Consider the following 24,278-nt stretch of genomic DNA (forward strand, 5'->3'; position numbering starts at 1 on the left):
GGAGCAAGTCGCATGTCTGCTGCTTTTCGTTTGCCACTGGACGTCTTCTACGAGCGCGAAGCCCGTCATCCACGCCAGCGCTTTCTGGTTCAGCCGACAGGGGGCGGCCAGGTCGAGACGCTGACCTGGGCCGACGTCGGTCATCAGGCGCGCTGTGCCGCCCACTGGCTGCGGGCTCGTGAATTGCCGCAAGGCAGCCACATCGCATTGATCTCGAAAAACTGTGCCCACTGGATCATCGCCGACCTGGCGATCTGGATGGCCGGGCATGTCTCGGTGCCGCTGTACCCCAATCTGACCGCCGAATCCGTGGCCCAGGTGCTCGAACATTCTGAAGCTGCACTGGCGTTCATCGGCAAGCTGGATGACTGGCCGGGCATGTCCGTCGGGATTAGGCCTGACCTGCCGACCATCAGCCTGCCGCTGTGCCCGGTGGGCACTTTCGATTTCAGCTGGGCCGACCTGCAACGCAGCTCACCGATTCAGGACGACCCCAAACCCGCCGCCGATCAACTGGCGACCGTCATTTACACCTCTGGCACCACGGGCCAGCCCAAAGGCGTGATGCACAGTTTCGGCACGCTGGGATTTGCCACCACCCATGGCACCCGGTTGTTTAGCCTGAATGAGTCGGATCGCCTGCTGTCCTACCTGCCGCTGTGCCATGTCGCCGAGCGGATGTTCGTCGAGCTGGCAGCGATCTACACCGGGCAAACGGTGTTTTTCGCCGAGAGCCTCGACACCTTCCTCACCGATTTGCAGCGTGCCCGACCGACCGCGCTGTTCGGCGTGCCACGCATCTGGACCAAATTCCAGATGGGCGTGTACGGCAAGATCCCGGCAAAACGCCTCGACTTCCTGCTCGGCCTGCCTTTCATCGGCAAACGGGTAGGGCACAAAGTCCTCGCCGGGCTGGGGCTGGACGCTTTGCGCATCGCCTTGTCCGGGGCGGCGCCAGTGCCGCAGACCTTGTTGGATTGGTATCGAAAACTGGGGCTGGACGTGCTGGAGGTGTACGGCATGACCGAAAGCTGCGGTTACTCCCACATCGGCCTGCCCGGCCAAAACAACCCTGGCTGGATCGGCAAGCCATGCCCGGAGGTCGAAGTACGGGTTGAGCCATCAGGTGAAGTGCTGGTGCGCAGCGGCGCGACCATGCTCGGCTATTTCAAGGAGCCTTTGAAAACCGCCGAAACCCTCACCGAGGACGGCTTCCTGCGCACCGGTGACAAGGGCGAGGAAGACGCCGAGGGCAACCTGCGCCTGACCGGGCGCCTGAAGGAAATCTTCAAGACCAGCAAAGGCAAATACGTGGCCCCGGCGCCGATCGAGAATCGTCTGGCGGTGCATTCGCGGATCGAACAAGTGTGCGTGGTCGGCGATGGCTTGAGCGCGCCACTGGGGTTGTGCGTGTTGTCGGCGGTCGGTCAGCAGGACGCCAGCGGGACGGCGAGGGCGGGTTTGCATTCAAGCCTGGAACAACTGCTGGAGGAGGTCAACGGCGTCCTCGACAGGCATGAACGCTTGCATCGGCTGGTGGTGGTCAAGGACAGTTGGGCGGTGGAAAACGGCTTCCTGACACCGACCCTGAAGATCAAGCGCAACATGATTGAAGCGGCTTACGGTGCGCGCTTCGAAGAATGGAGCGCGCGCAGCGAGGCGGTGCTGTGGCAGGATTGAGTCACGAACAACACCAACAAAGGAACGCAACGATGACTCTGTGGCGCACCACTCCCAACATCGAGCAGTTGAACGCTATCCAGAAAAACACCATCGGCGAAGTGCTGGATATTCGCTTCGAAGCCTTCGATGACGAGTCCCTGACCGCGAGCATGGTCATCGACCACCGTACGCACCAGCCTTATGGCTTGCTGCACGGCGGCGCTTCGGTGGTGCTGGCCGAAACCGTTGGCTCGATGGCCAGTTTCCTGTGCATCGACGCCAGCAAGTTTTATTGCGTGGGCCTGGAAATCAACGCCAACCATTTGCGCGGTCTGCGCAGCGGGCGGGTGACGGCGGTGGCCAAGGCGATTCACATCGGGCGCACCACCCATGTCTGGGATATTCGCTTGACCAGTGATGAGGGCAAGGCCAGTTGTGTGTCGCGCCTGACCATGGCGGTGGTGCCGTTGGGGGAGAAACCGCCGGCGCGTTGAAGCTGCAAGATCAAAAGATCGTGCCCCGAAGGCTGCGATCTTTTGATCTTAGCGACATCTCCTACCACCATTCCTGGCAGTTATGGTCATTGCTGTAGGACACGGTCTTACGGACAATCAACGTCTGTTTTTCGCACATGGATCTGCCGGTATGTCGCAACAGATATTTTTCGCCCACGCCAATGGCTTTCCTTCGGGGACCTACAGCAAGTTGTTCGCGGCGCTGGCGCCGGAGTACCAGGTGGCGCATCTGGAGCAGCACGCCCATGACCCGCGTTTTCCGGCGGACGATAACTGGAACAATCTGGTGGATGAGCTGATTCATCACCTCCAGCAGCAGCCGGAGCCGGTCTGGGGCGTCGGCCACTCTTTCGGCGGCGTGCTGCACCTTCACGCCGCGTTGCGTTGCCCTGAGTTGTATCGCGGCGTGGTCATGCTCGACTCACCGGTGCTGACCCGCACCGATCAATGGGTGATCCGTGCCGCCAAACGCTTTGGTTTCATCGATCGCCTGACCCCGGCCGGTCGCACGTTGGGACGACGGGAAGAGTTCGCCGATCTGGAAGCGGCCCGCCTGTATTTCGCCGGTAAAACCCTGTTTCGTGGCTTCGACCCGGAATGCTTCGAAGCCTATCTTCAACATGGTTTGCAAAAGGTCGGCGACAAGCTGCGCCTGCGTTTCGACCCGGCCACGGAAATCAGCATCTACCGCGGCGTACCGCACACCAGCCCTGGCCGCGCGCGACAGTTGAAAGTGCCGCTGGCAGTAGTTCGCGGGCACAAGAGCCGCGTGGTGATGCGTCATCACGCCCGATCCGTCGGGCGCATGCCGCTGGGCGAGTCCTTGACCCTGCCCGGTGGCCACATGTTTCCCCTCGAACGTCCACAAGACACGGCCACGTTGCTGAAGAACCTGTTCAGTCGCTGGGATGGTCGCCGCCAACAGGATTGCGCATGAACAGCGTCGTCGAAGAAGTTCGCCTGAGCCTGCCGCACATCGAGTTGGCGGCGCACCTGTTCGGTCCCGAGGACGGTTTGCCGGTGATTGCCTTGCATGGCTGGCTGGACAACGCCAACAGCTTTGCCCGGTTGGCGCCGAAGCTCAACGGCTTGCGCATCATCGCGCTGGACATGGCCGGGCACGGTCACTCGGGGCATCGGCCGAGCGGCGCCGGTTATGCGCTGTGGGACTACGCCCACGACGTGCTGCAAGTGGCCGAGCAGTTGGGATGGAAACGTTTTGCGCTGCTGGGGCATTCCCTGGGGGCGATCGTCTCGCTGGTGCTGGCCGGGTCGTTGCCGGAGCGGGTGACTCACCTGGCGTTGATCGACGGCATCATTCCTCCTACAGACAAAGGCGAAAACGCCGCCGAACGCATGGGCATGGCCCTGCAGGCGCAGCTGGATCTGCGGGAAAAACGCAAACCGGTCTACAACACCCTCGACCGGGCCATCGAAGCGCGCATGAAAGGCTTGGTGGCGGTCAGTCGCGAAGCCGCCGAACTGCTGGCCCAGCGCGGCTTGATGCCGGTGCCGGGCGGTTATACCTGGCGCACCGACAACCGCCTGACGCTACCGTCGCCGCTGCGTCTGACCACTGAGCAGGCGATGGCTTTCGTCCAGCGCGTCAGTTGTCCTGCACACCTGGTGGTCGCGGCTGACGGCATGCTCGCCAAACATCCCGAGTTGCTGGAACGTCTACCCTTTAGCCATGAACAGTTGCCTGGCGGCCATCACTTGCACCTCAATGACGAACCCGGTGCCGGTCTTGTCGCAGACTGTTTCAATCGGTTCTTCGCCGTTCCTTGACTTGCGTCGGGCAACTGTCGAGGCTGGGCGGGTTGAAATGGGAGACAACCATGATAGATCTGTACACCGCAGCGACCCCGAATGGCCACAAGGTCTCTATCGTGCTCGAGGAACTCGGCCTGCCCTACACGGTGCATGCCTTGAGTTTCGACAAAAAGGAACAGAAGTCCGAGGAGTTCCTCAAGATCAACCCCAATGGCCGGATTCCGGCGATTGTCGACCGCGCCAATGGCGATTTCGCCGTGTTCGAGTCCGGCGCGATTCTGATTTACCTCGCCGAGATGACCGGCAAACTGCTGCCCCAGGATCCGAAAGGGCGCTCGGTGGTGTTGCAGTGGCTGATGTTCCAGATGGGCGGCATCGGCCCGATGCAGGGCCAGGCCAACGTATTTTTCCGCTACTTCCCGGAAAAGCTCCAGGGCGCCATCGATCGCTATCAACATGAAACCCGACGCTTGTATGAAGTGCTAGACACGCGTCTGCAAACCGTGGAATTCCTGGCGGGCGAGTACAGCATCGCCGATATCGCGACCTTTCCGTGGGTCCGTGGCCATGACTGGTCCGGTGTCTCGGTGGACGGCTTGCCGGCCTTGCAACGCTGGCTGGCCGTCATGGAAGCACGCCCTGCGGTGCAGCGCGGTTTGCGGGTGCCGGAGCGCATCGATGATGCCAGTGTCATCAAGGGTGCCCAGGCCATGTTGATCCGATGAACCTATCCATGCGTTCACTCACTCTGCTGGCGCTGTGCAGTTTCAGTCCCTGGTTATTGGCCGCTGACATCCCTGGCAGTCAGGACCTGCCTATCGTGCCGCGCATAACCGATGCGCAGATCGTCGACTATCGCCCGACGGTAGAACTCGAGCGGATTTACCCGCTGGGTTCGATCCGCAAGATCAGCGGCCAATTGCGTTTCGACGGCCAGGTCACCGCTCGCGGTCAAACCACCTCGGTCACCTACGAATTGCCACCGGAGCATTCCTCCACCGATGCCTTCACCGCCGCCCGCGAAGCCTTGCAGAAGCAGGGCGCCGAGCTGTTGTTCTGGTGTCAGGCCCGGGATTGTGGCGAAAGCAGCCTGTGGGCCAATGAAGTCTTCGGTAACGCCAAGCTCTATGGCGCCGATAATCAGCAGGCTTATTTGCTGCTGCGTCTGGCGGCCCCCCAAGAAAACACCCTGGTGGCGCTGTACAGCATCACTCGCGGTAATCGCAGGGCTTATCTGCATGTCGAACAGTTCGATGCCTCGGCGCCGTTGGGTGATTTGCTGCCGACGTCCGCGACGTTGCTGCGCCAGCTCAAAAGCACCGGGAAACTCGATTTCCCCAAACTCGACGGCGACCCTGACGACACCTGGCTGCGTTTGATTTCCCGAGGCCTGAACCTGGACACCACACTGCGAGTCAGCGTTTCCGGGCCCAGTGCCGAAGCCTGGCGCCAGGCGTTGATCGGCCAGGGCGTGCGCACGGCGCGGATGGAAACCGGCAGCGTCGAAGGCTCTGGCCTGCACTTCGAACTGTTGCGATAAGCTTCATTTGGCGAATGCGTTCTGCGCATTCGCCAACTCTTTGCGGACTGACTTTTTTCGGGATCTTACATGGTCAATAACGATCGGCTGTTGGTGCAGATCCTGCTGCTGGTGCTGTTTGGCGCGAGTTTATGGGTAATGGCGCCGTTCTGGTCGGCGCTGTTCTGGGGGGCGGTGCTGGCGTTTGCCAGTTGGCCGTTGATGCGTCTGTTGACCCGTTGGCTCAATGGTCGTGAATCCCTGGCGGCGCTGTTACTGACCCTCGGCTGGATGCTGCTGGTGGCGGTGCCGCTGGTGTGGCTGGGGTTCAACCTGGCGGATCACGTGCGCGATGCCACGGCGTTCATCAAGGATGTGCAAGTCGATGGTCTGCCCGAAGCGCCGGCCTGGGTTGGCAGTATTCCTTTGGTCGGCGAGCGGCTGGTAGGGATCTGGAACAGCATCGATCAGCAGGGTGCGGCGATGATGTTGGCGATCAAGCCCTATCTGGGGCAGGTCGGTAACTGGTTGCTGGCACGCAGTGCGCAGATTGGCGGCGGGATCCTCGAGTTGACGCTGAGTATCGTATTTGTGTTCTTTTTCTACCGGGACGGGCCGCGTTTGGCGGTGTTTGTCCATGGGTTGCTGGAGCGGCTGATTGGCGACCGCGCCGGGTATTACATCGAACTGGTGGCGGGCACCGTGCAACGGGTGGTCAACGGGGTGATCGGTACAGCGGCGGCGCAGGCGGTGCTGGCGTTGATCGGCTTCCTGATTGCCGGCGTGCCTGGGGCGCTGGTACTGGGGATCGTGACGTTCTTGCTGAGCCTGATTCCGATGGGGCCGCCGTTGGTGTGGATTCCGGCCACGGCGTGGCTGGCCTGGAAGGGTGAGTATGGAATGGCGGTGTTCCTCGGGATTTGGGGCATGTTCATCATCAGCGGGGTCGACAATGTGCTTAAGCCGTACCTGATCAGCCGGGGCGGGAATTTACCGTTGGTGATTGTGCTGCTTGGGGTGTTTGGCGGGTTGATTGCGTTCGGGTTTATAGGCCTGTTCATCGGCCCGACGTTGTTGGCAGTGGCTTACAGCCTGTTGACCGATTGGAGCAAGAGCCAGGCTCGGGTTGAAGATCGCCGGCCCTAAGTTTTTTGTTGGGTCTTAGGGCCGCGAAGTTTTTTGACTCAGGTCGCCACGTTCAGGTGTTTGCCTACGGTCGCCACGTTGTCGAGCGAATACTGCTTGCTCAGGTTGGCGATCATTTTGTTCAGGGCTTCGGTCACGTTGAACTGATGGGTGGAGCTGTCGGAGTTCTGCTCGCGGCCGGCTTGCAGGACGGCTTTCAGTTCATCGTTGCTGACGCCACCGCTGCTGTCGCTATCGAGTACTTTGAGCAACGCGGCGCTGGTGTCGGTGGCGGTCGATGAAGTGCTGTCGCTCGCCTGCAACGCGCTGCTCAGTTCCGTGGCCGTGACACTGCCATCGCTGTCGGTATCGAGTTGGCTGAACAGCTCTTCGCTGGACATCTGCTGAGGTGGCGGTGGCGGCGGGGTCAGGCTGGCGGCGAGTTCGTCCTGGCTGACGGTGCCGTCTTCATTCTTGTCCAGGGCCGAGAAGATTTTCGAGCTGTCGGCCGTGCTGCCGGCACTGGTCAGGCCATTGCTCAGCTCATCGCTGTTGATGGCGCCGTCGCCGTCTTTGTCCAAAGCGCTGATCAGCGCATCGGCCAGCTCGGTGTTCGGTGCCTGATCGTGCGGCGGTGGCGTCGGAGGGGCCATCGCGGCCATCTCTTCGCTGCTCAGGCTGCCGCTTTTGTCGCTGTCCAGATCGCTGAAGTTCTTGCTCAGGCTGACCAGCAGACCATCGTCGTTTTTCTGCGACAGGGCGCTCTTGAGCTCATCCTGATCCACCGCACCGTCGCTGTTGTTGTCGAGTTTGGCGAGCAGTTCTTTCTGGAATTGCTGGCTACGGGCGCTGTTGGTGGCGGTACTGCTGGTGCTGGTATAGCTCGTGTAGCTGCTGACACTACCGATCATTGTGCTCACTCCTTGGAATGGGAAACCGGTGGGTGCACCGGCTTATGCAGCCTCAAGGGGCAAGTTGTCGTGGGTATGTGGGATTTGTACCGATGGGTACACACAACTTATCCAGTCAGACCCGGATCCTGTGGGTGCGGGCTTAGACGCGGGGCAGGCGGATGACGGCGGTCAGACCACCGCCGGGCGTTTCTTCCAGGCTCAACTGCCCGCCCAAACGCTCCGCGGCTTCCCGGGCGATGGTCATGCCCAGGCCGACGCCGCCGGAGTTGCGATTACGCGAACCTTCCAGGCGAAAGAACGGTTCAAACACCGCTTCACGTTTTTCCGCCGCGATACCCGGGCCATGGTCAATGACCCGGATCACCAGTTGTTCGCGACTGTCCTCAAGCGTGATCAGCGCGTCCCCGGCATAACGCAAGGCGTTGTCCAGCAGGTTGTTGATGCACGAGCGCAAAGCCATCGGTTGAACCTGCAGCGGGGCACAATGGCCGCGGGCCTGGACGTCGGCGCCTTGGTCCTGGGCGTTTTCGCTCAGGGACTCCACCAGCGCTTGCACGTCCATCCATTGTGGCGCCTCACTGGTGCGCTGCTCGTGCAGGTAGGTGAGGGTGGAATCGAGCATGCCGATCATGTCATCCAGGTCCTGACGCATCTGGCTTTGCAGCTTCTCATCGTCGATCTGTTCCAGCCGCAGCTTGAGTCGCGACAGCGGTGTGCGCAGGTCATGGGACACCGCGCCGAGCATGCGCGAACGTTGCTGCATTTGTTCAAGAATGCGTTTCTGCATCAGGTTGAAAGTGTGCGCCGCTTGCCGCGCCTCCCGTGGGCCGGACTCATCCAGCGGCGGACTGTCGAGATTTTCACTCAGGCGCTCGGCGGCGTCGCTCAGGCGCTGAATCGGGCGGGTCAATAGCTTGGCGCCGTACCAGGCGGCGATGATCAGCGAGACAAACTGAAAGGTCAGTGGCACCAGCGGCCCGCCGAACCATGGCCGCGGTGGTCGATTGCCGAAACGCGGGTCCATTGGTGGGGGAGGGCCGTCGAAGCGCTCGGAAAAACCCGGTGGCGGTGGGGGAGGCGGGGGCGGCCCGTAATGTTTGAACCATAAAAAAGCTAACAAGTGCGCCAGTACGATCGCCACCAACAGCACGCCGAACAGGCGGCCGAACAGCGTATCGAAGCGCGCACGCATCAGCTGATGTCTCGTGCGTCGAACAGATAACCCTCACCGCGAACGGTCTTGATCAACTGCGGGGCTTTCGGGTCGTCGCCCAGTTTCTGGCGCAGGCGCGACACCAACAGATCGATGCTGCGATCAAACGCTTCGATCGAGCGACCGCGCGCCGCGTCCAGCAGTTGTTCGCGGCTGAGCACCCGGCGCGGCCGTTCGATGAACACCCAAAGCAAACGGAATTCGGCGTTGGACAGCGGCACCACCAGGCCATCGGCGGCGATCAACTGGCGCAACACGCTGTTCAATCGCCAGTTGTCGAAGCGAATATTCGCACGCTGTTCAGTACGGTCGTCGCGCACCCGACGCAGAATGGTCTGAATCCGCGCAACCAGTTCCCGCGGCTCGAACGGCTTGGCCATGTAGTCGTCGGCGCCCAGCTCCAGGCCGATGATCCGGTCGGTGGGTTCGCAGCGGGCGGTGAGCATCAGAATCGGGATGTCCGATTCGGCGCGCAGCCAGCGGCACAGCGACAAACCATCTTCACCCGGCAGCATCAGATCGAGCACCACCACATCGAAATGCTCGGCTTGCAGCGCCTGACGCATGGCGGCGCCGTCAGAGACGCCGCTGGCGTGGATATTGAAACGGGCCAGGTAGTCGATCATCAGTTCGCGGATCGGAACGTCATCGTCGACGATCAGGGCGCGAATGCTCCAGCGTTTGTCATCGGCCGGCGCTTTTTGATCGTCGTTCAGAGGTGCTGGGGAGTTGTGCATGCGTGCGTTCATCTGCCAGGTAGGCTGCCAACCACAAAGATAGGCTGCGAGGTTGTGGCTTCAGCATAGGCGTCCGGCCGTGAGGCGGGAAGTGCTGTAGGGCTTGTTGCGGCTGACGAGGGTAGCGTTGAAGGGTGTTGTGGGCGTGTCGTGTGTGTATCGGGGTCGACACAATTGCCGCAGCAGCTAGTCTTGCCTGAGCCGCGACGACGAATTACCGATCATCGGGTCCCGCAGCGGCGCTGGTTCCGCTACAATGCGCGCCGATTTCGACTTGCCTGAGAGCCCACTCATGTCCGCCTGCCAGACGCCTATCATCGTCGCCCTGGATTTCCCCACCCGTGACGCCGCACTGAAGCTGGCCGATCAACTGGACCCGAAACTGTGCCGGGTCAAAGTCGGTAAAGAACTGTTTACCAGTTGCGCTTCGGAAATCGTCGGCACCTTGCGCGACAAGGGTTTCGAAGTATTCCTGGACCTCAAGTTCCACGACATTCCGAACACCACCGCCATGGCCGTCAAGGCGGCTGCGGAAATGGGCGTATGGATGGTCAATGTGCACTGCTCCGGCGGCCTGCGCATGATGGCCGCCTGCCGCGAAGTGCTCGATCAGCGCTGCGGCCCGAAACCGCTGTTGATCGGCGTGACCGTGCTGACCAGCATGGAGCGTGAGGATCTGGCGGGTATTGGCCTGGACATCGAGCCGCAGGAGCAGGTGCTGCGCCTGGCCGCGCTGGCGGAAAAGGCCGGGATGGACGGTCTGGTCTGCTCGGCCCAGGAAGCCCAGGCCTTGAAAGCCGCCCACCCGTCGTTGCAACTGGTGACGCCGGGGATTCGTCCGGCGGGCAGTGCCCTGGACGATCAGCGCCGCATCCTGACGCCGCGTCAGGCGCTGGATGCCGGTTCCGATTACCTGGTGATCGGCCGTCCGATCAGCCAGGCGGCGGATCCGGCCAAGGCGTTGGCGGCGGTCGTCGCAGAAATCGCTTAAGCGGCGATTCGCGGGCAAGCCTCGCTCCTGTAGGAGCGAGCGGTGCGGCGATCCGACTTGCCCGCGAAGCTTTTATACCTTCAACACCAACTTCCCGAAATTCTCGCCGCTGAACAACTTCATCAGCGTCTCCGGGAATGTTTCCAGTCCCTCGACGATGTCTTCCTTGCTCTTGAGCTGCCCCTTGGCCATCCAGCCGGCCATTTCCTGCCCGGCAGCGGCGAACTGTGCGGCGTAATCCATCACCACGAAGCCTTCCATCCGCGCGCGGTTGACCAGCAAGGCCAGGTAGTTGGCCGGGCCTTTGACCGCTTCCTTGTTGTTGTACTGGCTGATGGCACCGCAAATCACCACCCGTGCTTTCATGTTAAGGCGGCTCAGCACGGCGTCGAGAATATCGTCGCCGACGTTATCGAAATACACGTCGACGCCTTTCGGGCATTCACGCTTGAGGCCGGCGATCACGTCTTCGTTCTTGTAATCGATGGCACCGTCAAAACCCAGCTCATCGATCAGGAACTTGCACTTGTCCGCGCCGCCGGCGATGCCGACCACCCGGCAACCTTTGATCTTGGCGATTTGCCCGGCGATGCTGCCCACCGCACCGGCCGCGCCCGACAACACCACGGTGTCGCCGGCTTTCGGCGCGCCGACATCGAGCAGGGCGAAGTAGGCGGTCATTCCGGTCATGCCCAGCGCGGATAAGTAACGCGGCAGCGGCGCCAGTTTCGGATCGACCTTGTAGAAACCTCGCGGCTCGCCAAGGAAGTAATCCTGCACACCCAAGGCACCGTTGACGTAGTCCCCCACGGCAAAGCCCGGATTGTTCGAGGCGATGACTTTGCCTACGCCCAATGCACGCATCACTTCACCAATGCCGACCGGCGGGATGTAGGACTTGCCCTCGTTCATCCAGCCACGCATGGCCGGGTCCAGGGACAGGTATTCGTTCTTGACCAGGATCTGACCTGCCGCAGGCTCACCGACTGGTACTTCTTGATAGGTGAACGTCTCGCGGGTAGCTGGCCCCACGGGACGTTTGGCGAGCAGGAACTGGCGATTGGTCTGGGTAGTCATGACAGGCACTCAAGATGAATGAAACCTTGTTGATAGACCTTCATGGACGATGCTGCAAGGTTGGCTGACACGGCGAATGCACATCGATCCAGTGCAGTGATAGTCAGGGCGGCAGTTCCATCACTGCTACTCATGGGCGCCCAACCGGCCTTCTGATAGTGCTGCCGTGTCACAAGGCGCTGTGGCTAACTGAAAACACGTGACTCCCCACATTCTTCTCTTCGAGGACATAACAATGAGCATGACGTTTTCCGGCCAGGTCGCCGTTGTGACGGGCGCGGCCAATGGGATTGGCCGCGCAACCGCTTTGGCGTTCGCCGCCGAAGGGTTGAAAGTGGTGGTGGCCGATCTGGACGTGGCCGGTGGTGAAGGCACTGTGGCGCTGATTCGCGCTGCCGGCGGTGACGCGACCTTCGTGCGCTGCAATGTCACTGTGGAAAGCGATGTAAAAAATCTGATGGACGAGGTCGTGAATGTCTACGGCCGTCTCGACTATGCCTTCAACAATGCCGGCATCGAAATCGAGAAAGGCAAACTGGCCGAGGGCACGCTCGATGAGTTCGACGCGATCATGGGCGTCAACGTCAAAGGCGTCTGGCTGTGCATGAAGTACCAGTTGCCATTGCTGCTGGCCCAGGGCGGCGGCGCGATCGTCAATACCGCTTCGGTCGCCGGCCTGGGGGCTGCGCCGAAGATGAGCATCTACGCCGCCTCCAAACATGCGGTGATCGGCCTGACCAAATCGGCGGCCATCGAATACGCCAAGAAAAAGATTCGCGTGAATGCGGTGTGCCCGGCGGTGATCGACACCGACATGTTCCGTCGGGCCTATGAAGCGGACCCGAAGAAGGGCGAGTTCGCCAATGCCATGCACCCGGTCGGACGTATCGGCAAGGTCGAGGAGATTGCCAGCGCGGTGCTGTACCTGTGCAGCGACGGCGCGGCGTTCACCACCGGTCATTCGCTGGCGGTGGATGGTGGGGTCACGGCGTTTTAACTCTTTCCAGGCCGCGATGGTTTGGAATCTGTGGATGTTGTGGGAGCGGGCTTGTGTGGCGAGGGGGCTTGCCCCCGTTGGGTCGCGAAGCGGCCCCCGGCGCCCGTCCAGACGGACCGAGTTGTCTGGATTTACGACTGCTTCGCAGCCGAACGGGGGCAAGCCCCCTCGCCACACAAGCCCGCTCCAGGTTTTTATCATTCGGCGCCAGGTTCCGTGAAAGCACTGGGCATTGTGTTTCAAATGGTTAGAACCGACGGTTTTGGCGGTTTTGTCGCACATCTTGTCGAGCGCTCCTGTGATTAACTGTTTTCCGCAAAACAGACAGGAGTTTGCTTGCTCATGGAGTTGAGAATCGATCGACAGGCATTGGTGCCGGTCGTGCAGCAAATCGTCGACGCGATGGCCGACTGGCTCCATCGTGGCGAGGTGTCGCCGGGGACACGTTTGCCTTCCGTGCGGCAAATCGCGCGGATCAATCTGCTCAGCCAATCCAGTGTTGTCGAGGCCTGTGAACGGTTAGTGGCCCAAGGTGTGCTGGCCACGCGTAGCGGGGCGGGTTTCTTTGTCGCGGCAACGGCGCTTGCCGCTCACGGGCAACGGGATTTTTCCTGGTTCGAGGGGGTTGAGCAGCAGAGTGGCGTCGCGGGCGAACTGAAGCTGGGTAGCGGCGGATTACCCGAAAGCTGGCGCGAGACTGACGACCTGAGCTATGCCATACGCCAGGTCAGCCGCACCGATATGGCCGGTTTGTTCAACTACAGCACACCGCTGGGCCTGCTTGCCCTGCGCCAACAGATCCTCAAACGACTGAAGCAGCTGGATATCGCGGTGGATGAAAGTCGAATCCTCACCACGGCGGGTGCCAGTCATGGGCTCGACCTGATCGTGCGCACGTTGTTCAAACCGGGCGATTGCGTGGTGGTGGAGAACCCCGGTTATTCGATGCTGTTCGATTTGCTCAGGCTGCACGGGGTCAGCATGATCGAAGTCCCACGAACGCCTCACGGACCCGACACCGAAGCACTCCAGGCACTGTTGCTGAAATACAAACCCCGTGGCTTGTTCATCAACAGTTTTTATCACAACCCCACCGGCAGCAGTTTGACCCTGGGCGTGGCTCGGCAGGTTATGCAGCTGGCCAGAAAGCATGGCGTACTGGTGATCGAAGACGACGTCTATGCGGATTTGTACCGCGGTCCCGGGACGCGTCTTGCGGCACTGGGTATCGATGACAACGTGATCTACGTCGGCAGCTACTCCAAAACCCTCAGCAGTTCGTTGCGGGTCGGCTTTGTCGTGGCGGGTGCCGACGTCATTGCACGACTGGCCGAGGTCAAGATGATCAGCAGCATGGGTGCTTCACGGTTTTGCGAATCGGTGCTGGCTTCTTTATTGGCCAGTGGTGCCTATCGCAAATTGGTGCAGCGTCAGCGCCAGCGTTTAAGCACCGACAGGGACGCGGCCTTGCAGGTGCTTGAAGACGCGGAATGGGAGGTTTTCGGCAAACCCGCAGGTGGCCTGTTCATCTGGGCGCGATCGCGCAAGGCCGACGCCGTTCAGGTGCAGGTTCAGGCGCGACGCTTCGGCATCCTGCTGTCTTGCGCAACGGCATTCAGCCCCACCGGCGAGGCTCATGACTGGCAGCGCATCAACGTTGCCTATGCCTGTGATCCTCGTGCTCGGGCATTTTTTCAGGCTACCGCCAGGGTCTGTTGACGTTTGGTGGCGAGCCGCGTTGCGATGCCAACGTGCGCGAGGCAAGGCGCGGGATGCCGCCAATGGTTGTTCCCTTGGCAAATCCCGCAACGCAGCCTCGCGCACGTTGGCGCGCAACCCGAAGGGACGGAGCCAACGTTGCGCAGGGCTGCGTTGCTCGGAACTTATTTGGAACAACCAAACCACGTTCCTCGCGCCTTGCCCTGCGCAACGTTGGCATCCGTCGCGGTCGTCACCAAACGTCAACAGACCCTGAGGATCGACCTAAAGCATTCTGAAAACGACGCGGGCGTAGCTTTTTGCCATTATTCCGACGTCAGAGACTTGTGTTGGCACAAGCCCGTTGCGAATCTGCATCAACAGATAATGGCAGGGGACTAAGCGCAATGATTTCGGCCGTGCAAGGACGTTTTGCCAACCTCGGTATGGCGAAAAAACTGGGTGTCGGGTTTGTACTGGTGCTGCTGTTGACAGCCCTGGTGGCGGCCATTGGCGTATGGTCCCTGCAAACCATCAGTCATCGCTTCGACGGGCTCAAGCAGATGTCGTCGCTCAACAGCCGTTTGCTCAAGGTGCGTCTGCTTGAGCAGGACTACGTCTTGCGCGGCGACCCGAAAACCGTGGAAGCCTTGCACGCGGGGGTGGACGCGTTGATCGCGCTGGCGACCGAGCTCAAGGCTCAGTCCGCAGCCAACGTGCCGGTCATGAATGACGTCGAACAGTCTCTGGGGGCTTATCGCAAGGCCTTTGACGAGTTCGTCTCGCTGAGTCAGGCCAAGGACCTGGCGCTGGAAATGGCCAGTTGGTCGGTGTCCAGTGTGGCCAATAACCTGGATGTGCTGCAGTCCGGGCTTAGCGATGATGGCGCCTATGCCTTGAAGGAGTCCGAGGGCAAGGACGGTGCGCAATTCATCGAGCAGGCGAATCAGGTCAGCCAGGTCTCGCGACTGATGTTGCAGGCCATGAACGAAGCGCACGTACGCCTGGATCAGAGCCGCAAGGGCGACGACAGTGCCGGGCAGGGCAAGATCGAGCAAGCCGACCAGGCGCTGGCCCAGGCCGAACAGTTGAAAGCTACCGTAAAGGATGAGGGTTACCAGACGGTCCTCAATGAAGTGTCGGGTCATATCGGCAGTTTCACTGAAAAACTCGCCGAGTACACCGGCCTGTTGGCGCAGGAAAAGACCGTCTCCGAGCAACTCCACCAGCGCGCCGCGCAAGTGGTGGAGCGGGTGGATCAGGCCTATGTTGCCGAAGACCGGTCGATGCAGGCAGAGCTGAAAAAGAACTCGCTGTTGATCATCGGCTCCTCGGCACTGGCCTTGCTGGTCGGGCTGATTGCCGCGTGGGTGATTACCCGATTGATCGTCGCACCGTTGCGCAGTGTGATCCGTGTCGCCCAGCAGATCGCCGCGGGCGATTTGAGCGCGACGATTGAGGTGACCCGCCGTGACGAGATCGGCCAGTTGATGCAAGCCATGCAGCAAATGGGCGCTGGGCTCAGCAGCATTGTCAGTGGTTTGCAGGCCGGTATCGAACAGCTGGCAAGCTCTGCGCAATCGCTGTCGGCGGTGACCGAGCAGACCAACTTTGAAGTCAGCAGCCAGAAAGAAGAAACCGAGCAGGTCGCCACTGCGATGAACCAGATGACCGCCACGGTGCACGATGTGGCACGTAACGCGGAGGAGGCCGCCCAGGCGGCGCAGACTGCCGATGGCAAGGTCGAAAGCGGTCAGCAGGTGGTGCGTCAGAGCATGGCGCGAATTGAGCAACTGGCGGACTCGGCCACCTCGGCCAGCTCCAGCATCGAAAGCCTCAGTGCAGAAATCCAGAACATCGGCACGGTGCTCAGCGTGATCAAAAGCGTTGCCGAGCAGACCAACCTGTTGGCGCTCAATGCGGCCATCGAGGCGGCGCGGGCCGGCGAGCAGGGCAGGGGATTTGCGGTGGTGGCCGATGAGGTCCGGGCGCTGGCCAGGCGAACCCAGCAATCGACCGAGGAAATCGAACGCCTGGTTAGTGCCTTGCGCTCGGCGGCGCAATCGTCGGTGCAGCAGATTCAGAGCAGTGGCGAGTTGGTGAAGCTGGCGGTGAGCGATGCGTTGCAGACCGAAAGTGCATTGGGGAGTATTGCGGCGGCGGTGTCGCTGATTCAGCAGATGAACCAGCAGATAGCAGCGGCTGCGGAGGAGCAGAGCTCGGTGGCCGAGGAGATCAATCGCAGTGTCACGAGCATTCGCGCCAGTGCGGATCAGTCTTCATTGGCGATGCAGGGCAATGCGGCGTCGAGTATTGAACTGGCGCAGTTGGGGAGTGAGTTGAGGGGGATGGTGGGGCATTTCAAGCTGTAGCAGCTGCCGAAGGCTCGGGCTGTGTCCGGATGATCTATTGACTCTGGCGGGCATCAATCCCAACGCAAAAAAAAAGCCACCTGACCCGGTGGCTTTTCAGCATTTGCATGATCAGTCGTAGATCACTTTCTTCTTCCAGTCGGCGTCAGCCTCGACGTCTTTGAGCCCTTCAGTCAGTTGGTTCACTTCGCCTTCAACCGGGGCGATCTTGTCCATGACCTGGTCGTTGGCGCGGGCCAGGAGTTTTTCCAGGTACTCGAGTTGTTCGCTGTAGACCTGGGGCTCCGGCTGTTTGCGCAGGTATTGCACGCCGCGTTCGAAGGCCAGTCGGGCCTGGCCTGGCTGGTTTTGTTGCAGGGCATGCTGGCCGAGGTTGTTGAAGAACTCGATGTGCAGCAGGACCAGGATGTGGCGGACCTCGCGGATCCAGTGCTTGGCTTCGTTGGTCGGCAGGTAGCCGTCCTGTGCGGCACGGGTGATCTGGCCATGCAGGGCTTCGAGCAGGAAGCGCACGTCTTTGGCCTTGGCTTCGGTCTGGATCGGTGCCGGCGGGTTGTTGACCGGGATCGATTCGCCCTGAGCGACCAAGGCACTGAGCTCGGTAATCCGTGGCTTTAGCGTGGGGCTGGTTTTTTCCAGGTTGAGCAGGCGCTGGCAGACGTTCAGTTCCAGACGGGTCAATAGCAACTTGAGCGCGGGTGTCATGAACTGACCGGGAAAGGTCTCGGTGATTTCGCCGCAGCGACGCAGGCGGTCGTTGAGTTCAACCTTGGTGCGGGCTTTTTCCAGCTTATTGTTTTCCACCACATGGTTCATGTAGCCAATGGCGATCAATAGTGCGATCCCGGCTACGACTAGCAGGGTGATCATGAGTGGTGTCACCGGTAAGACCTCTTTATGGGGTTCGCGTTCGAGTCGAGTGTAGTTGGCTTGGCATATGGGCGCATAGGGTTGCTCGACGAGTGAATCGGCTATAGCTCTTCTTATATCGGCCGCAATGCCGCTTCTATAAGTAAATAGCGTGCGAGGTGCACATTGCCATCATCTCGGCATGGACTATAGCGTCTTGATGGATGCCAGAATATAGGCGCCAAAGGTCAGGCGACACAAAAGCCTGAATCGCTGCCAAAAGCAGGGCGAAGTCATTGATTTAAATAAATTTATATCTGGGGGTTGACGACCCCTCAATCCATCCATAGAATGCGCGCCACTTACAGCGTAAAGCACACAGCGAAACGCGGTAGGGAGTGAATGTTGTACGTGTGTCCCCTTCGTCTAGTGGCCTAGGACACCGCCCTTTCACGGCGGTAACAGGGGTTCGAGTCCCCTAGGGGACGCCAATGCGGGAATAGCTCAGTTGGTAGAGCACGACCTTGCCAAGGTCGGGGTCGCGAGTTCGAGTCTCGTTTCCCGCTCCAATTTTAAACAGCGTTGCTTTCGGGCAAAGCTGAGTGAAACCAGAACCAAGTCTTCGGATACGGGTCTGGGCACCGAAACACACACCATGTGTTCCGGGCAGCGTGTCCCCTTCGTCTAGTGGCCTAGGACACCGCCCTTTCACGGCGGTAACAGGGGTTCGAGTCCCCTAGGGGACGCCATTTGCGGGAATAGCTCAGTTGGTAGAGCACGACCTTGCCAAGGTCGGGGTCGCGAGTTCGAGTCTCGTTTCCCGCTCCAAATTCAAAAAAACGCCGCTCATTTGAGCGGCGTTTTTTTATGCGCGTAAAAAACCTGCTTCAATTTCCAAGGCTCTGCACCAGGCTTTCAAGTGCTTCAATGGTTGTATCTTCCAGGGGCGGTTGCGCTGCTACCGCTCTAAGTTGGCTGGCCAAACGGTATTCGCTGGGCGTGCAGTTGACGAACTGCTTGAAGGCGCGGGCGAAGTAGGAAGGATCCTTGAAGCCGGCCTCATAACCGATGCTGGTAATCGGCATCTGGCTGTTGTCGAGCAGCTGTTTGGCAAAACTCATGCGCTTGTCCAGGATGTAATCGGTGAAACCGACGCCATTGGCTTCCTTGAACAGGCGACTGAAGCGAAAAGTCGTCATGCCGCAGCGCTTGGCCAAATCCCTCTGATCGATGCTGTCCCGAAAGTGCTGGTCGATGTACAGCATGGTATGGCTCAGCGCCTGGTGTTTTTGGTGCCCGGAGGTCAGGCGGATGCTCTCTGGCAGAGTGGGCGAGTGGTCGATCAGCAATGTCTTGTCCTGACCGGCATTGCGGCGCAATTCGCAGAGCTGCATCAGTGCCGTCAGGTAGCGCTTCCTCTCGGCGTTGGTGAGCGGGAGCACCATGTATTCCCAGACACTGGAGCGCATGGCCCAGACGGCCAATTCTTCTGAGTGCTGCACGGTGAACATGGTAATCGGGATGGTAGGGGTGGTGCGTTTGATCTCCAGCAACAACCTCAAGCCGGGGGTGTCGGGGCGATCGAAATGGATGCAGATCATGTCTGCCTGTTCCCCGCTGGGCAGCACGGAATTTTTCGCCAGTTTGCAGTCGCAAGTCTCCTCGAACTGCGCGATGAGTTCCTTCGTGGAACGATCGTGAGTCAGATCGAACCAAAGCAGCGATGGCCTTCTGGTCATGTTGGACGTCATGTCTCTACTCTGCGGTTCTACGGGCCCCTCTTCGCTGAGTAGTATTGCTAACGTGCCATCACTTTGCAGATTAAATACTGATAAGAAAGACGAATTTTAGTTCTATCCGCTCTATGCGTTGCCTGGAAATCAGTCCCAGGCAACAGCCTGTTGGTGTGTCGTCTATGAACCAGGTATCAGCCGCTCGTCGCTTGTAAATCGAAGTCAGTGGTATTCGCGAGCCATCCCTTGTTTTACCCCTCCTGCTACTTCTGCAAAGGCCAATAACCGTATTTGGCCGCACCCGCAAAAAAGTCCTAGTGATGTGCAAAATCTTCCTAACGCCCATGCCTTGCCCCTGACTAGGGTTGCATCAGGCAGTGCAGAACGTACTGCCTTCCGGAAAAAACAACATTCGAGTGAGGTGGGCAAAATGAATCTGCAGACAATCAAGGCTTCGGTAGTGAAGTTCGCCAAAGACGAAGACGGCCTGACCATCGTGGAATACGCCGTGGCCGGTGGGCTGATTACGGTAGCTGTTGCCGCTGCGTTCGTTCTTTTGGGCGGTGCCGTGAATACCAAAATCAGGGCGCTGTGCCAGGCCGTCAACGGCAACGTTGCGTGCTGATAACGAAATTTACGGTGGCGGGACGCGGCGAAGTCCATGAATGACCGGTTGTTGCTGTTTTGCTGATAGAGCGACCGGATAACTCAATGGACTTCGCGCTGTCCCCGCCAATGTACTTTCCGAGCCGTATGACCGCTGAAGTGAGGTACACAAAATGACTCTGCAAACAATCAGAACTTCGATAAGCAAGTTCGCCAAAGATGAAGATGGCCTGACCATTGTGGAATACGCGGTGGCAGGTGGGTTGATTACGGTAGCTGTGGCTGCAGCCTTCGTTCTTTTGGGCGGCGCTGTAGATACCAAGATCAGAGCGCTGTGCCAGGCGGTCAACGGCAACGTTGCCTGCTAACGATAATCCCGGTAGGGGAGACGCGCCATGTCCATGGAATTGCTGGTGTCGACTGTTTTACTGCTAGGACTGCTGGGCGTCGCGGTGGTGAGCGATCTGCTTCGCCACCGTATCCCCAACACGCTGGTCCTGTTGGGCATTGCCCTGGGATTGGCCGGTCAGACTTATTCAGGTGGTATCAGCGGATTGGGTGACAGCCTGTTGGGTATCCTGATCTGTTTTGCGTTCTTTCTGCCGATGTATGCCCTGGGAGGCATGGCCGCCGGCGACGTCAAGTTGATGGCCATGGTCGGCAGCTTTCTTCCGTTCCATTTCGCCTTGTGGGCAGCCATGTTCAGCCTGATAGCTGGTGGGGTGTGCGGTTTCCTGATCGTGCTGGTTCGCGGGCAATTGTTGCAGACCCTGGGGCGTTATTGGCTGATTCTCAGGGCGCAGGCCTATCTGGCGCCGACTTCGGATGAAGTCGCCGGCAAACCTTTTCCTTATTCGATCGCAATCTTGATCGGCACTTTAAACAGCGTCTACTGGCAACTGGTTGCCGGTGGATTGGGAGGTTAGTCATGCACGTCATTGTCGATAGTGATGCCTACTCCAGCGATCGGGAAGCGGTGCAACGGCTGGCTCCTCAGCCTTGCACAATCCGCGAGACGGGTCTGACCGACAGTTTTCTCGGTGAGTTGGTATGCAAGCATTTGTACGACGCCGGCGTGCTGGACATGCCGCGACTGGTGGAGCGCCTGGCGCTGACTGGCGCCGTACTTGAAGAAGTCCTGGCGTTTCTGCGCAAGGACGGTCGTGTCGAAGTCCTGGGTCAGGTGGGGCAATCGGGTGGGCAGCTGCGTTATAGCCTGACCGAACGCGGTCGCAGTGCTGCCCGCGATGCCCTGTCACGCAGCGGCTATATTGGCGCGGCCCCCTTCCCGGTGAGTACCTACCGTTCCCTGATCAAAATCCAGACCATTCACCATGGTCGCATCAGCTCAAGCGATATGCACAAGGCCCTCACCGGCGTAGTGCTCACGGAGGGGATGCTCGATCAACTGGGTGTGGCCCTGAACTCCGGGCGCGCAATCATGATTTATGGCCCCGCGGGTACCGGCAAGACCTACGTCAGCAGTCGGTTGATTCGTCTGTTCGCCGAGGCCATCTGGGTACCTCATGCCATCGTGATCAACGAGTCGGTGATCGAGATCTATGACCCGCAGGTGCATCAGCGGCTGGATGACAACGGTCAACAGAACAATCTGATGCTCAACGAAGGGATCGATCGTCGACTGCTGTGCTGCAAACGCCCGGTCGTCATTACGGGCGGTGAGTTGAGCATGGAACAGCTGGATGTTCGCTATGACCCCTTCACCCGCCAGTACCAGGCCGCCTTGCAGCTCAAGGCCAGCAATGGCCTGTTCATCATCGATGACATGGGCCGCCAGCGCATGGCACCCGCCGAGCTGTTCAATCGCTGGATCGTACCGATGGAGGAGAAGCGCGACTTCCTCAATTTGGGCGGTGGTCGGCATTGCGAGCTGCCATTCGATCTGATTCTGGTGTTCTCCACCAACCTCAATCCCCTGGAACTGGCTGATGAGGCCTTCCTGCGGCGGATTGGCTACAAGTTGCAGTTCGGTTACCTGAAGCCCGAGGAGTACGAAAAGATCTGGCGTCAGGAATGTGAGCGTATGGGTATTCCTTTTGACCCCCTGCTGCTGCGTTATGTACTGCAAAGGCTTTATGCAAGTGAAGGCATGCCCCTGGTGCCTTGCCATCCCCGAGATCTCCTGAACATGGCCCTCGATCGTCAGCGTTATATGGGCGGTTCCGGAGCCTTGTCGCCACAAGAGTTGGAATGGGCCTGGCACAACTACTTCGTCCAGCTCGACTTTCTTTGATACGGAGATACTGACATGAGCTCTCGTACTGTTTCCCTGATAGGCGTTTCCTTGGTCATGGGCCTTGGGGCCGCATGGATGGCCGACTCCTGGCTGAGCGCGAGGCTCAATGCCACTCCGGACGACCATCTTCGAAGCGTGGTAGTCGCCACGGTAGAGATTCCATTCGGGCAGATGGTCGAGGCCCAACAGGTCACGACCGTACGCATGCCCATGGACACGATCCCGGACGATGCTCTCGACTCCAGCGACAAGGCCGTGGGCAAGATCGCAACGTTCGACATCTTGCGTGGCGACGTCATGCGCAGCGCACGCCTGAGCGAGCACCTGGGCGGCAGTACCCTGGCCTCTCTGATTGCCACAGACAAACGTGCCATTTCGGTACGCGTGGACGACGTGGTGGGTGTGGGCGGATTCCTCCTGCCAGGTAACCGGGTCGATGTACTGGCGACCAAAACCACCAGTGCCGGCAGCAACAGCGCCGTGTCCAGGACCATCCTCGAGAACTTGCGGGTGTTGGCGGTGGACCAGACGGCGGGTACTGACAAGACCCAACCGGTGGTGGTGCGCGCAGTGACGCTGGAGATGACGGCCGCCGAAGCTGAAACCCTGGTCACGGCGCAAACGGAAGGCAAGCTGCAACTGGCGCTGCGCAATCCGCTGAACTCCGAGAAAAAAATCGTGACCGCCGCGCCTGCTGCGCCGGCCCCCATGGTTGTGGCCGCCGCCCCGGTGCAAAAACGCGTGGTGCACCGTGCCGAGGGTGGCGGGGCTGTCACCATCATTCGCGGGATCCAGACCAGTTTAGTGAAAGTTCGTTGACAGAGCGGTAGGGGTGCCTGTGCACCAAGGTATTGGCGGAGCCGATCCGGATCAGTATCGGCAAACGAGGGCTTGATGATGAATCTTCGTATCCAGCGGCCGTTCACTGCGACGCCAAGGCGCCAGGGAGGAGCGGTGAGCGTACTGATGGTGATCGCCTTGGCGGCGATTTCCATGATAGCGGCGTTGGCTCTGGACGGCGGGCACATGATGTTGAACAAGACGCGCCTGCAAAACGCTGTGGATGCCGCCGCCCTGAGTGGCGCCAAAACCCTGCTTGAGGTGGCAGGTGCTGCCACCATGGCCAGCGCGACACGCACTGCCGCGCTCAATACGCTGACGCAAAATGCCAATGCCACGGGCAACACCGAATTGGCAACGGCGGTCGCCGGCAACCCAGGCGCATTTGCGACGGTGGAACTCTCCAGCAGCGTCTATGGCCCGTTCTCCTATCCCGGGCCGGCAAATGCCAAATACGTTCGGGTATCGGTACCGAGCTATCGCCTGACCGGTTTTTTCTGGAGTTTCGTCCAGACATTAGGCACTGCGGGCCTTGGGAACAAGGCCGTGGCGGCAATCGCCACCGCCGGCCCCAGCCCTACCAGCCCCTGTGATCTTGCACCATTGATGGTCTGTGGCGACCCGACTAAATACAACCCGGCCGCCGGCGTGTTCTGGGGCTTCCAGTTTGGCGATTTGCAGGTGTTGAAGACGGCTGCCGGCAATTCATCTCCCATTGGCCCAGGCAACTTTCAGTTGCTCGACTTTGGCTCCGGCGGCAGTACCGTCAGGGATGACCTGGCCGGAGGCGGCACGGTTTGCCGCAACGTCGGGCAAAATGTCCAGACCGCCCCTGGCAACAAGGTCGGCCCTACCTCTCAGGGGTTGAATACGCGCTTCGGCATCTACAACGGCCCGGTCAGTGCCTCGGACTACCCGCCAGATCTGGTAACCACGTCCAGCACGCCCGCGATCACATACGACGATGCAACGGGACAAAAGATGTACAAGGGGCAAACCGTCACATCGAGCGGCGGCAATCTCACGGCGGGCGCCAACGCGATACTGGACTACAACGACTGGCGTGCAAGCACTGCCGCGTGTGTGGCCGGGACCGGCAGCGGCTGTCAGAGCGGTGGGGTGTTCGAGCGTCGGATGCTGAAAATCGTGGTGGGCGACTGCACCGGTAAACAGGGGGGTACAACCTCGGTGCCGGTCCTGGGTTTTGGTTGCTATTTCGTGGTGCAGCCCATGAGCAACGGCGGCACGGAATCGCAGATCTTCGGCCAGTTTGTGAAGGAGTGTACAGGCGACAACGTAGCCGGCCCCTCGCCGTCCACCGATGTCGGCCCGCAGATCATTCAACTCTACAAAACCTATATTGGCAGCGGCACTGGCACTCCGAGCACAGACTCGTAGGA

The 24,278-nt window shown here is 60.0% G+C and carries 23 protein-coding genes, 4 tRNA genes and 1 pseudogene; 22 read left to right on the forward strand and 6 right to left on the reverse strand.

What is annotated here, in order from left to right; all coding sequences use genetic code 11:
• The first annotated feature begins 12 nt into the window (after window positions 1–12).
• From AC1DQM_RS27710 to AC1DQM_RS27740, 7 genes are all read left to right on the forward strand, one after another.
• Window positions 13–1,680 carry an AMP-binding protein gene (locus AC1DQM_RS27710; RefSeq protein WP_477747123.1) on the forward strand — a complete coding sequence of 556 codons (1,668 nt, stop codon included), beginning with the start codon at window positions 13–15 and terminating at the stop codon, window positions 1,678–1,680.
• Between the two features lie 32 nt (window positions 1,681–1,712).
• Window positions 1,713–2,156: a hotdog fold thioesterase gene (locus tag AC1DQM_RS27715; protein ID WP_019581216.1), complete on the forward strand. Its 444-nt coding sequence runs from the start codon at window positions 1,713–1,715 to the stop codon at window positions 2,154–2,156.
• Window positions 2,157–2,307: 151 nt separating this feature from the next.
• Window positions 2,308–3,114, forward strand: a complete 807-nt coding sequence (locus AC1DQM_RS27720; protein WP_477747124.1) for an alpha/beta fold hydrolase — start codon at window positions 2,308–2,310, stop codon at window positions 3,112–3,114.
• Window positions 3,111–3,965, forward strand: coding sequence for an alpha/beta hydrolase (locus AC1DQM_RS27725; RefSeq protein ID WP_477747125.1), 855 nt, complete (start codon window positions 3,111–3,113; stop codon window positions 3,963–3,965). The genes AC1DQM_RS27720 and AC1DQM_RS27725 overlap by 4 nt, the downstream gene beginning before the upstream one ends.
• 50 nt (window positions 3,966–4,015) lie before the next feature.
• The gene (locus tag AC1DQM_RS27730) at window positions 4,016–4,675 is read left to right on the forward strand and encodes a glutathione S-transferase family protein (RefSeq protein WP_310398327.1); all 660 of its coding nucleotides are present in this window, start codon (window positions 4,016–4,018) and stop codon (window positions 4,673–4,675) included.
• Between the two features lie 8 nt (window positions 4,676–4,683).
• A complete protein-coding gene (locus AC1DQM_RS27735) occupies window positions 4,684–5,490 on the forward strand; it encodes a DUF4892 domain-containing protein (RefSeq protein WP_018926273.1) in 807 nt (268 codons plus the stop codon).
• 69 nt (window positions 5,491–5,559) lie between these two features.
• Window positions 5,560–6,615: an AI-2E family transporter gene (locus AC1DQM_RS27740; protein WP_019581211.1), complete on the forward strand. Its 1,056-nt coding sequence runs from the start codon at window positions 5,560–5,562 to the stop codon at window positions 6,613–6,615.
• Window positions 6,616–6,653: 38 nt separating this feature from the next.
• On the opposite strand, the gene xopAW is transcribed toward AC1DQM_RS27740, so the two are convergent.
• From xopAW to AC1DQM_RS27755, 3 genes are all read right to left on the reverse strand, one after another.
• Entirely contained in the window at window positions 6,654–7,505 is an 852-nt protein-coding gene (xopAW, locus tag AC1DQM_RS27745; protein ID WP_064616533.1) for a XopAW family type III secretion system calcium-binding effector, read from the reverse strand.
• 142 nt (window positions 7,506–7,647) lie between these two features.
• Window positions 7,648–8,700 (reverse strand): sensor histidine kinase, encoded by a 1,053-nt coding sequence (locus AC1DQM_RS27750; RefSeq protein ID WP_477747126.1) that lies wholly within the window; start codon window positions 8,698–8,700, stop codon window positions 7,648–7,650.
• Window positions 8,700–9,458 (reverse strand): response regulator, encoded by a 759-nt coding sequence (locus AC1DQM_RS27755; RefSeq protein WP_019581208.1) that lies wholly within the window; start codon window positions 9,456–9,458, stop codon window positions 8,700–8,702. Before AC1DQM_RS27755 ends, AC1DQM_RS27750 begins: the two co-directional genes overlap by 1 nt.
• 292 nt (window positions 9,459–9,750) lie before the next feature.
• Here AC1DQM_RS27755 and pyrF point away from each other — a divergent pair, with 292 nt between their 5' ends.
• Window positions 9,751–10,449 carry an orotidine-5'-phosphate decarboxylase gene (pyrF, locus tag AC1DQM_RS27760; protein WP_477747127.1) on the forward strand — a complete coding sequence of 233 codons (699 nt, stop codon included), beginning with the start codon at window positions 9,751–9,753 and terminating at the stop codon, window positions 10,447–10,449.
• 72 nt (window positions 10,450–10,521) lie between these two features.
• Here the strand turns inward: pyrF and AC1DQM_RS27765 are convergent, their stop codons facing one another.
• Window positions 10,522–11,526, reverse strand: coding sequence for an NADP-dependent oxidoreductase (locus tag AC1DQM_RS27765; RefSeq protein ID WP_477747128.1), 1,005 nt, complete (start codon window positions 11,524–11,526; stop codon window positions 10,522–10,524).
• 235 nt (window positions 11,527–11,761) lie between these two features.
• On the opposite strand from AC1DQM_RS27765, the gene AC1DQM_RS27770 reads away from it, so the two are divergent.
• The 4 genes and pseudogenes from AC1DQM_RS27770 to AC1DQM_RS27785 all read left to right on the forward strand — a co-directional run bounded on the left by AC1DQM_RS27770 (window position 11,762) and on the right by AC1DQM_RS27785 (window position 16,593).
• A complete protein-coding gene (locus AC1DQM_RS27770; RefSeq protein WP_477747129.1) occupies window positions 11,762–12,523 on the forward strand; it encodes an SDR family oxidoreductase in 762 nt (253 codons plus the stop codon).
• Between the two features lie 342 nt (window positions 12,524–12,865).
• Window positions 12,866–14,242 carry an aminotransferase-like domain-containing protein gene (locus AC1DQM_RS27775; RefSeq protein ID WP_442115366.1) on the forward strand — a complete coding sequence of 459 codons (1,377 nt, stop codon included), beginning with the start codon at window positions 12,866–12,868 and terminating at the stop codon, window positions 14,240–14,242.
• 425 nt (window positions 14,243–14,667) lie between these two features.
• A pseudogene (locus AC1DQM_RS27780) lies at window positions 14,668–15,732 on the forward strand (HAMP domain-containing protein); the annotation flags it as partial.
• Complete coding sequence (locus tag AC1DQM_RS27785) at window positions 15,730–16,593, forward strand: methyl-accepting chemotaxis protein (protein WP_477747134.1); 864 nt, start codon at window positions 15,730–15,732, stop codon at window positions 16,591–16,593. The pseudogene AC1DQM_RS27780 and the gene AC1DQM_RS27785, both read left to right, overlap by 3 nt.
• A 111-nt stretch (window positions 16,594–16,704) precedes the next feature.
• Here the strand turns inward: AC1DQM_RS27785 and AC1DQM_RS27790 are convergent, their stop codons facing one another.
• Window positions 16,705–17,463, reverse strand: a complete 759-nt coding sequence (locus tag AC1DQM_RS27790) for a hypothetical protein (RefSeq protein ID WP_230139514.1) — start codon at window positions 17,461–17,463, stop codon at window positions 16,705–16,707.
• A 394-nt stretch (window positions 17,464–17,857) separates the two neighbouring features.
• Here AC1DQM_RS27790 and AC1DQM_RS27795 point away from each other — a divergent pair.
• The 4 genes from AC1DQM_RS27795 to AC1DQM_RS27810 all read left to right on the forward strand — a co-directional run bounded on the left by AC1DQM_RS27795 (window position 17,858) and on the right by AC1DQM_RS27810 (window position 18,270).
• Window positions 17,858–17,933 (forward strand) — tRNA-Glu (locus AC1DQM_RS27795).
• Window positions 17,934–17,935: 2 nt separating this feature from the next.
• Window positions 17,936–18,011 (forward strand) — tRNA-Gly (locus tag AC1DQM_RS27800).
• 104 nt (window positions 18,012–18,115) lie between these two features.
• Window positions 18,116–18,191 (forward strand) — tRNA-Glu (locus AC1DQM_RS27805).
• A gap of 3 nt (window positions 18,192–18,194) precedes the next feature.
• Window positions 18,195–18,270: transfer RNA gene (locus AC1DQM_RS27810), tRNA-Gly, on the forward strand.
• A 59-nt stretch (window positions 18,271–18,329) separates the two neighbouring features.
• Here the strand turns inward: AC1DQM_RS27810 and AC1DQM_RS27815 are convergent.
• The gene (locus AC1DQM_RS27815) at window positions 18,330–19,193 is read right to left on the reverse strand and encodes a helix-turn-helix transcriptional regulator (RefSeq protein WP_436275170.1); all 864 of its coding nucleotides are present in this window, start codon (window positions 19,191–19,193) and stop codon (window positions 18,330–18,332) included.
• Window positions 19,194–19,605: 412 nt separating this feature from the next.
• Here AC1DQM_RS27815 and AC1DQM_RS27820 point away from each other — a divergent pair, with 412 nt between their 5' ends.
• The 6 genes from AC1DQM_RS27820 to AC1DQM_RS27845 all read left to right on the forward strand — a co-directional run bounded on the left by AC1DQM_RS27820 (window position 19,606) and on the right by AC1DQM_RS27845 (window position 24,276).
• Window positions 19,606–19,800, forward strand: coding sequence for a Flp family type IVb pilin (locus AC1DQM_RS27820; RefSeq protein WP_018926261.1), 195 nt, complete (start codon window positions 19,606–19,608; stop codon window positions 19,798–19,800).
• Window positions 19,801–19,954: 154 nt separating this feature from the next.
• Window positions 19,955–20,149 carry a Flp family type IVb pilin gene (locus tag AC1DQM_RS27825; protein ID WP_018926260.1) on the forward strand — a complete coding sequence of 65 codons (195 nt, stop codon included), beginning with the start codon at window positions 19,955–19,957 and terminating at the stop codon, window positions 20,147–20,149.
• Window positions 20,150–20,176: 27 nt separating this feature from the next.
• Window positions 20,177–20,707, forward strand: a complete 531-nt coding sequence (locus AC1DQM_RS27830) for an A24 family peptidase (protein WP_018926259.1) — start codon at window positions 20,177–20,179, stop codon at window positions 20,705–20,707.
• A gap of 2 nt (window positions 20,708–20,709) precedes the next feature.
• On the forward strand, window positions 20,710–22,035 hold the full coding sequence (locus AC1DQM_RS27835) for an AAA family ATPase (RefSeq protein WP_442115295.1): 1,326 nt from the start codon (window positions 20,710–20,712) through the stop codon (window positions 22,033–22,035).
• Window positions 22,036–22,050: 15 nt separating this feature from the next.
• The gene (cpaB, locus tag AC1DQM_RS27840; protein WP_064616549.1) at window positions 22,051–22,857 is read left to right on the forward strand and encodes a Flp pilus assembly protein CpaB; all 807 of its coding nucleotides are present in this window, start codon (window positions 22,051–22,053) and stop codon (window positions 22,855–22,857) included.
• 75 nt (window positions 22,858–22,932) lie between these two features.
• Window positions 22,933–24,276, forward strand: a complete 1,344-nt coding sequence (locus tag AC1DQM_RS27845) for a TadE/TadG family type IV pilus assembly protein (protein WP_026286434.1) — start codon at window positions 22,933–22,935, stop codon at window positions 24,274–24,276.
• Window positions 24,277–24,278: the final 2 nt, after the last annotated feature.

This window comes from Pseudomonas sp. 01L34, from assembly GCF_056400265.1.

Coding starts and splice junctions, on each gene's coding strand:
- AC1DQM_RS27830 (WP_018926259.1), top strand. CDS start 20,177: ATGTCCATGGAATTGCTGGTGTCGACTGTTTTACTGCTAGGACTGCTG.
- AC1DQM_RS27725 (WP_477747125.1), top strand. CDS start 3,111: ATGAACAGCGTCGTCGAAGAAGTTCGCCTGAGCCTGCCGCACATCGAG.
- pyrF (WP_477747127.1), top strand. CDS start 9,751: ATGTCCGCCTGCCAGACGCCTATCATCGTCGCCCTGGATTTCCCCACC.
- AC1DQM_RS27835 (WP_442115295.1), top strand. CDS start 20,710: ATGCACGTCATTGTCGATAGTGATGCCTACTCCAGCGATCGGGAAGCG.
- xopAW (WP_064616533.1), bottom strand. CDS start 7,505: ATGATCGGTAGTGTCAGCAGCTACACGAGCTATACCAGCACCAGCAGT.
- AC1DQM_RS27740 (WP_019581211.1), top strand. CDS start 5,560: ATGGTCAATAACGATCGGCTGTTGGTGCAGATCCTGCTGCTGGTGCTG.
- AC1DQM_RS27845 (WP_026286434.1), top strand. CDS start 22,933: ATGATGAATCTTCGTATCCAGCGGCCGTTCACTGCGACGCCAAGGCGC.
- AC1DQM_RS27710 (WP_477747123.1), top strand. CDS start 13: ATGTCTGCTGCTTTTCGTTTGCCACTGGACGTCTTCTACGAGCGCGAA.
- cpaB (WP_064616549.1), top strand. CDS start 22,051: ATGAGCTCTCGTACTGTTTCCCTGATAGGCGTTTCCTTGGTCATGGGC.
- AC1DQM_RS27765 (WP_477747128.1), bottom strand. CDS start 11,526: ATGACTACCCAGACCAATCGCCAGTTCCTGCTCGCCAAACGTCCCGTG.
- AC1DQM_RS27735 (WP_018926273.1), top strand. CDS start 4,684: ATGCGTTCACTCACTCTGCTGGCGCTGTGCAGTTTCAGTCCCTGGTTA.
- AC1DQM_RS27775 (WP_442115366.1), top strand. CDS start 12,866: ATGGAGTTGAGAATCGATCGACAGGCATTGGTGCCGGTCGTGCAGCAA.
- AC1DQM_RS27755 (WP_019581208.1), bottom strand. CDS start 9,458: ATGCACAACTCCCCAGCACCTCTGAACGACGATCAAAAAGCGCCGGCC.
- AC1DQM_RS27825 (WP_018926260.1), top strand. CDS start 19,955: ATGACTCTGCAAACAATCAGAACTTCGATAAGCAAGTTCGCCAAAGAT.
- AC1DQM_RS27785 (WP_477747134.1), top strand. CDS start 15,730: ATGGGCGCTGGGCTCAGCAGCATTGTCAGTGGTTTGCAGGCCGGTATC.
- AC1DQM_RS27730 (WP_310398327.1), top strand. CDS start 4,016: ATGATAGATCTGTACACCGCAGCGACCCCGAATGGCCACAAGGTCTCT.
- AC1DQM_RS27715 (WP_019581216.1), top strand. CDS start 1,713: ATGACTCTGTGGCGCACCACTCCCAACATCGAGCAGTTGAACGCTATC.
- AC1DQM_RS27770 (WP_477747129.1), top strand. CDS start 11,762: ATGAGCATGACGTTTTCCGGCCAGGTCGCCGTTGTGACGGGCGCGGCC.
- AC1DQM_RS27815 (WP_436275170.1), bottom strand. CDS start 19,193: ATGACGTCCAACATGACCAGAAGGCCATCGCTGCTTTGGTTCGATCTG.
- AC1DQM_RS27820 (WP_018926261.1), top strand. CDS start 19,606: ATGAATCTGCAGACAATCAAGGCTTCGGTAGTGAAGTTCGCCAAAGAC.
- AC1DQM_RS27790 (WP_230139514.1), bottom strand. CDS start 17,463: ATGATCACCCTGCTAGTCGTAGCCGGGATCGCACTATTGATCGCCATT.
- AC1DQM_RS27720 (WP_477747124.1), top strand. CDS start 2,308: ATGTCGCAACAGATATTTTTCGCCCACGCCAATGGCTTTCCTTCGGGG.
- AC1DQM_RS27750 (WP_477747126.1), bottom strand. CDS start 8,700: ATGCGTGCGCGCTTCGATACGCTGTTCGGCCGCCTGTTCGGCGTGCTG.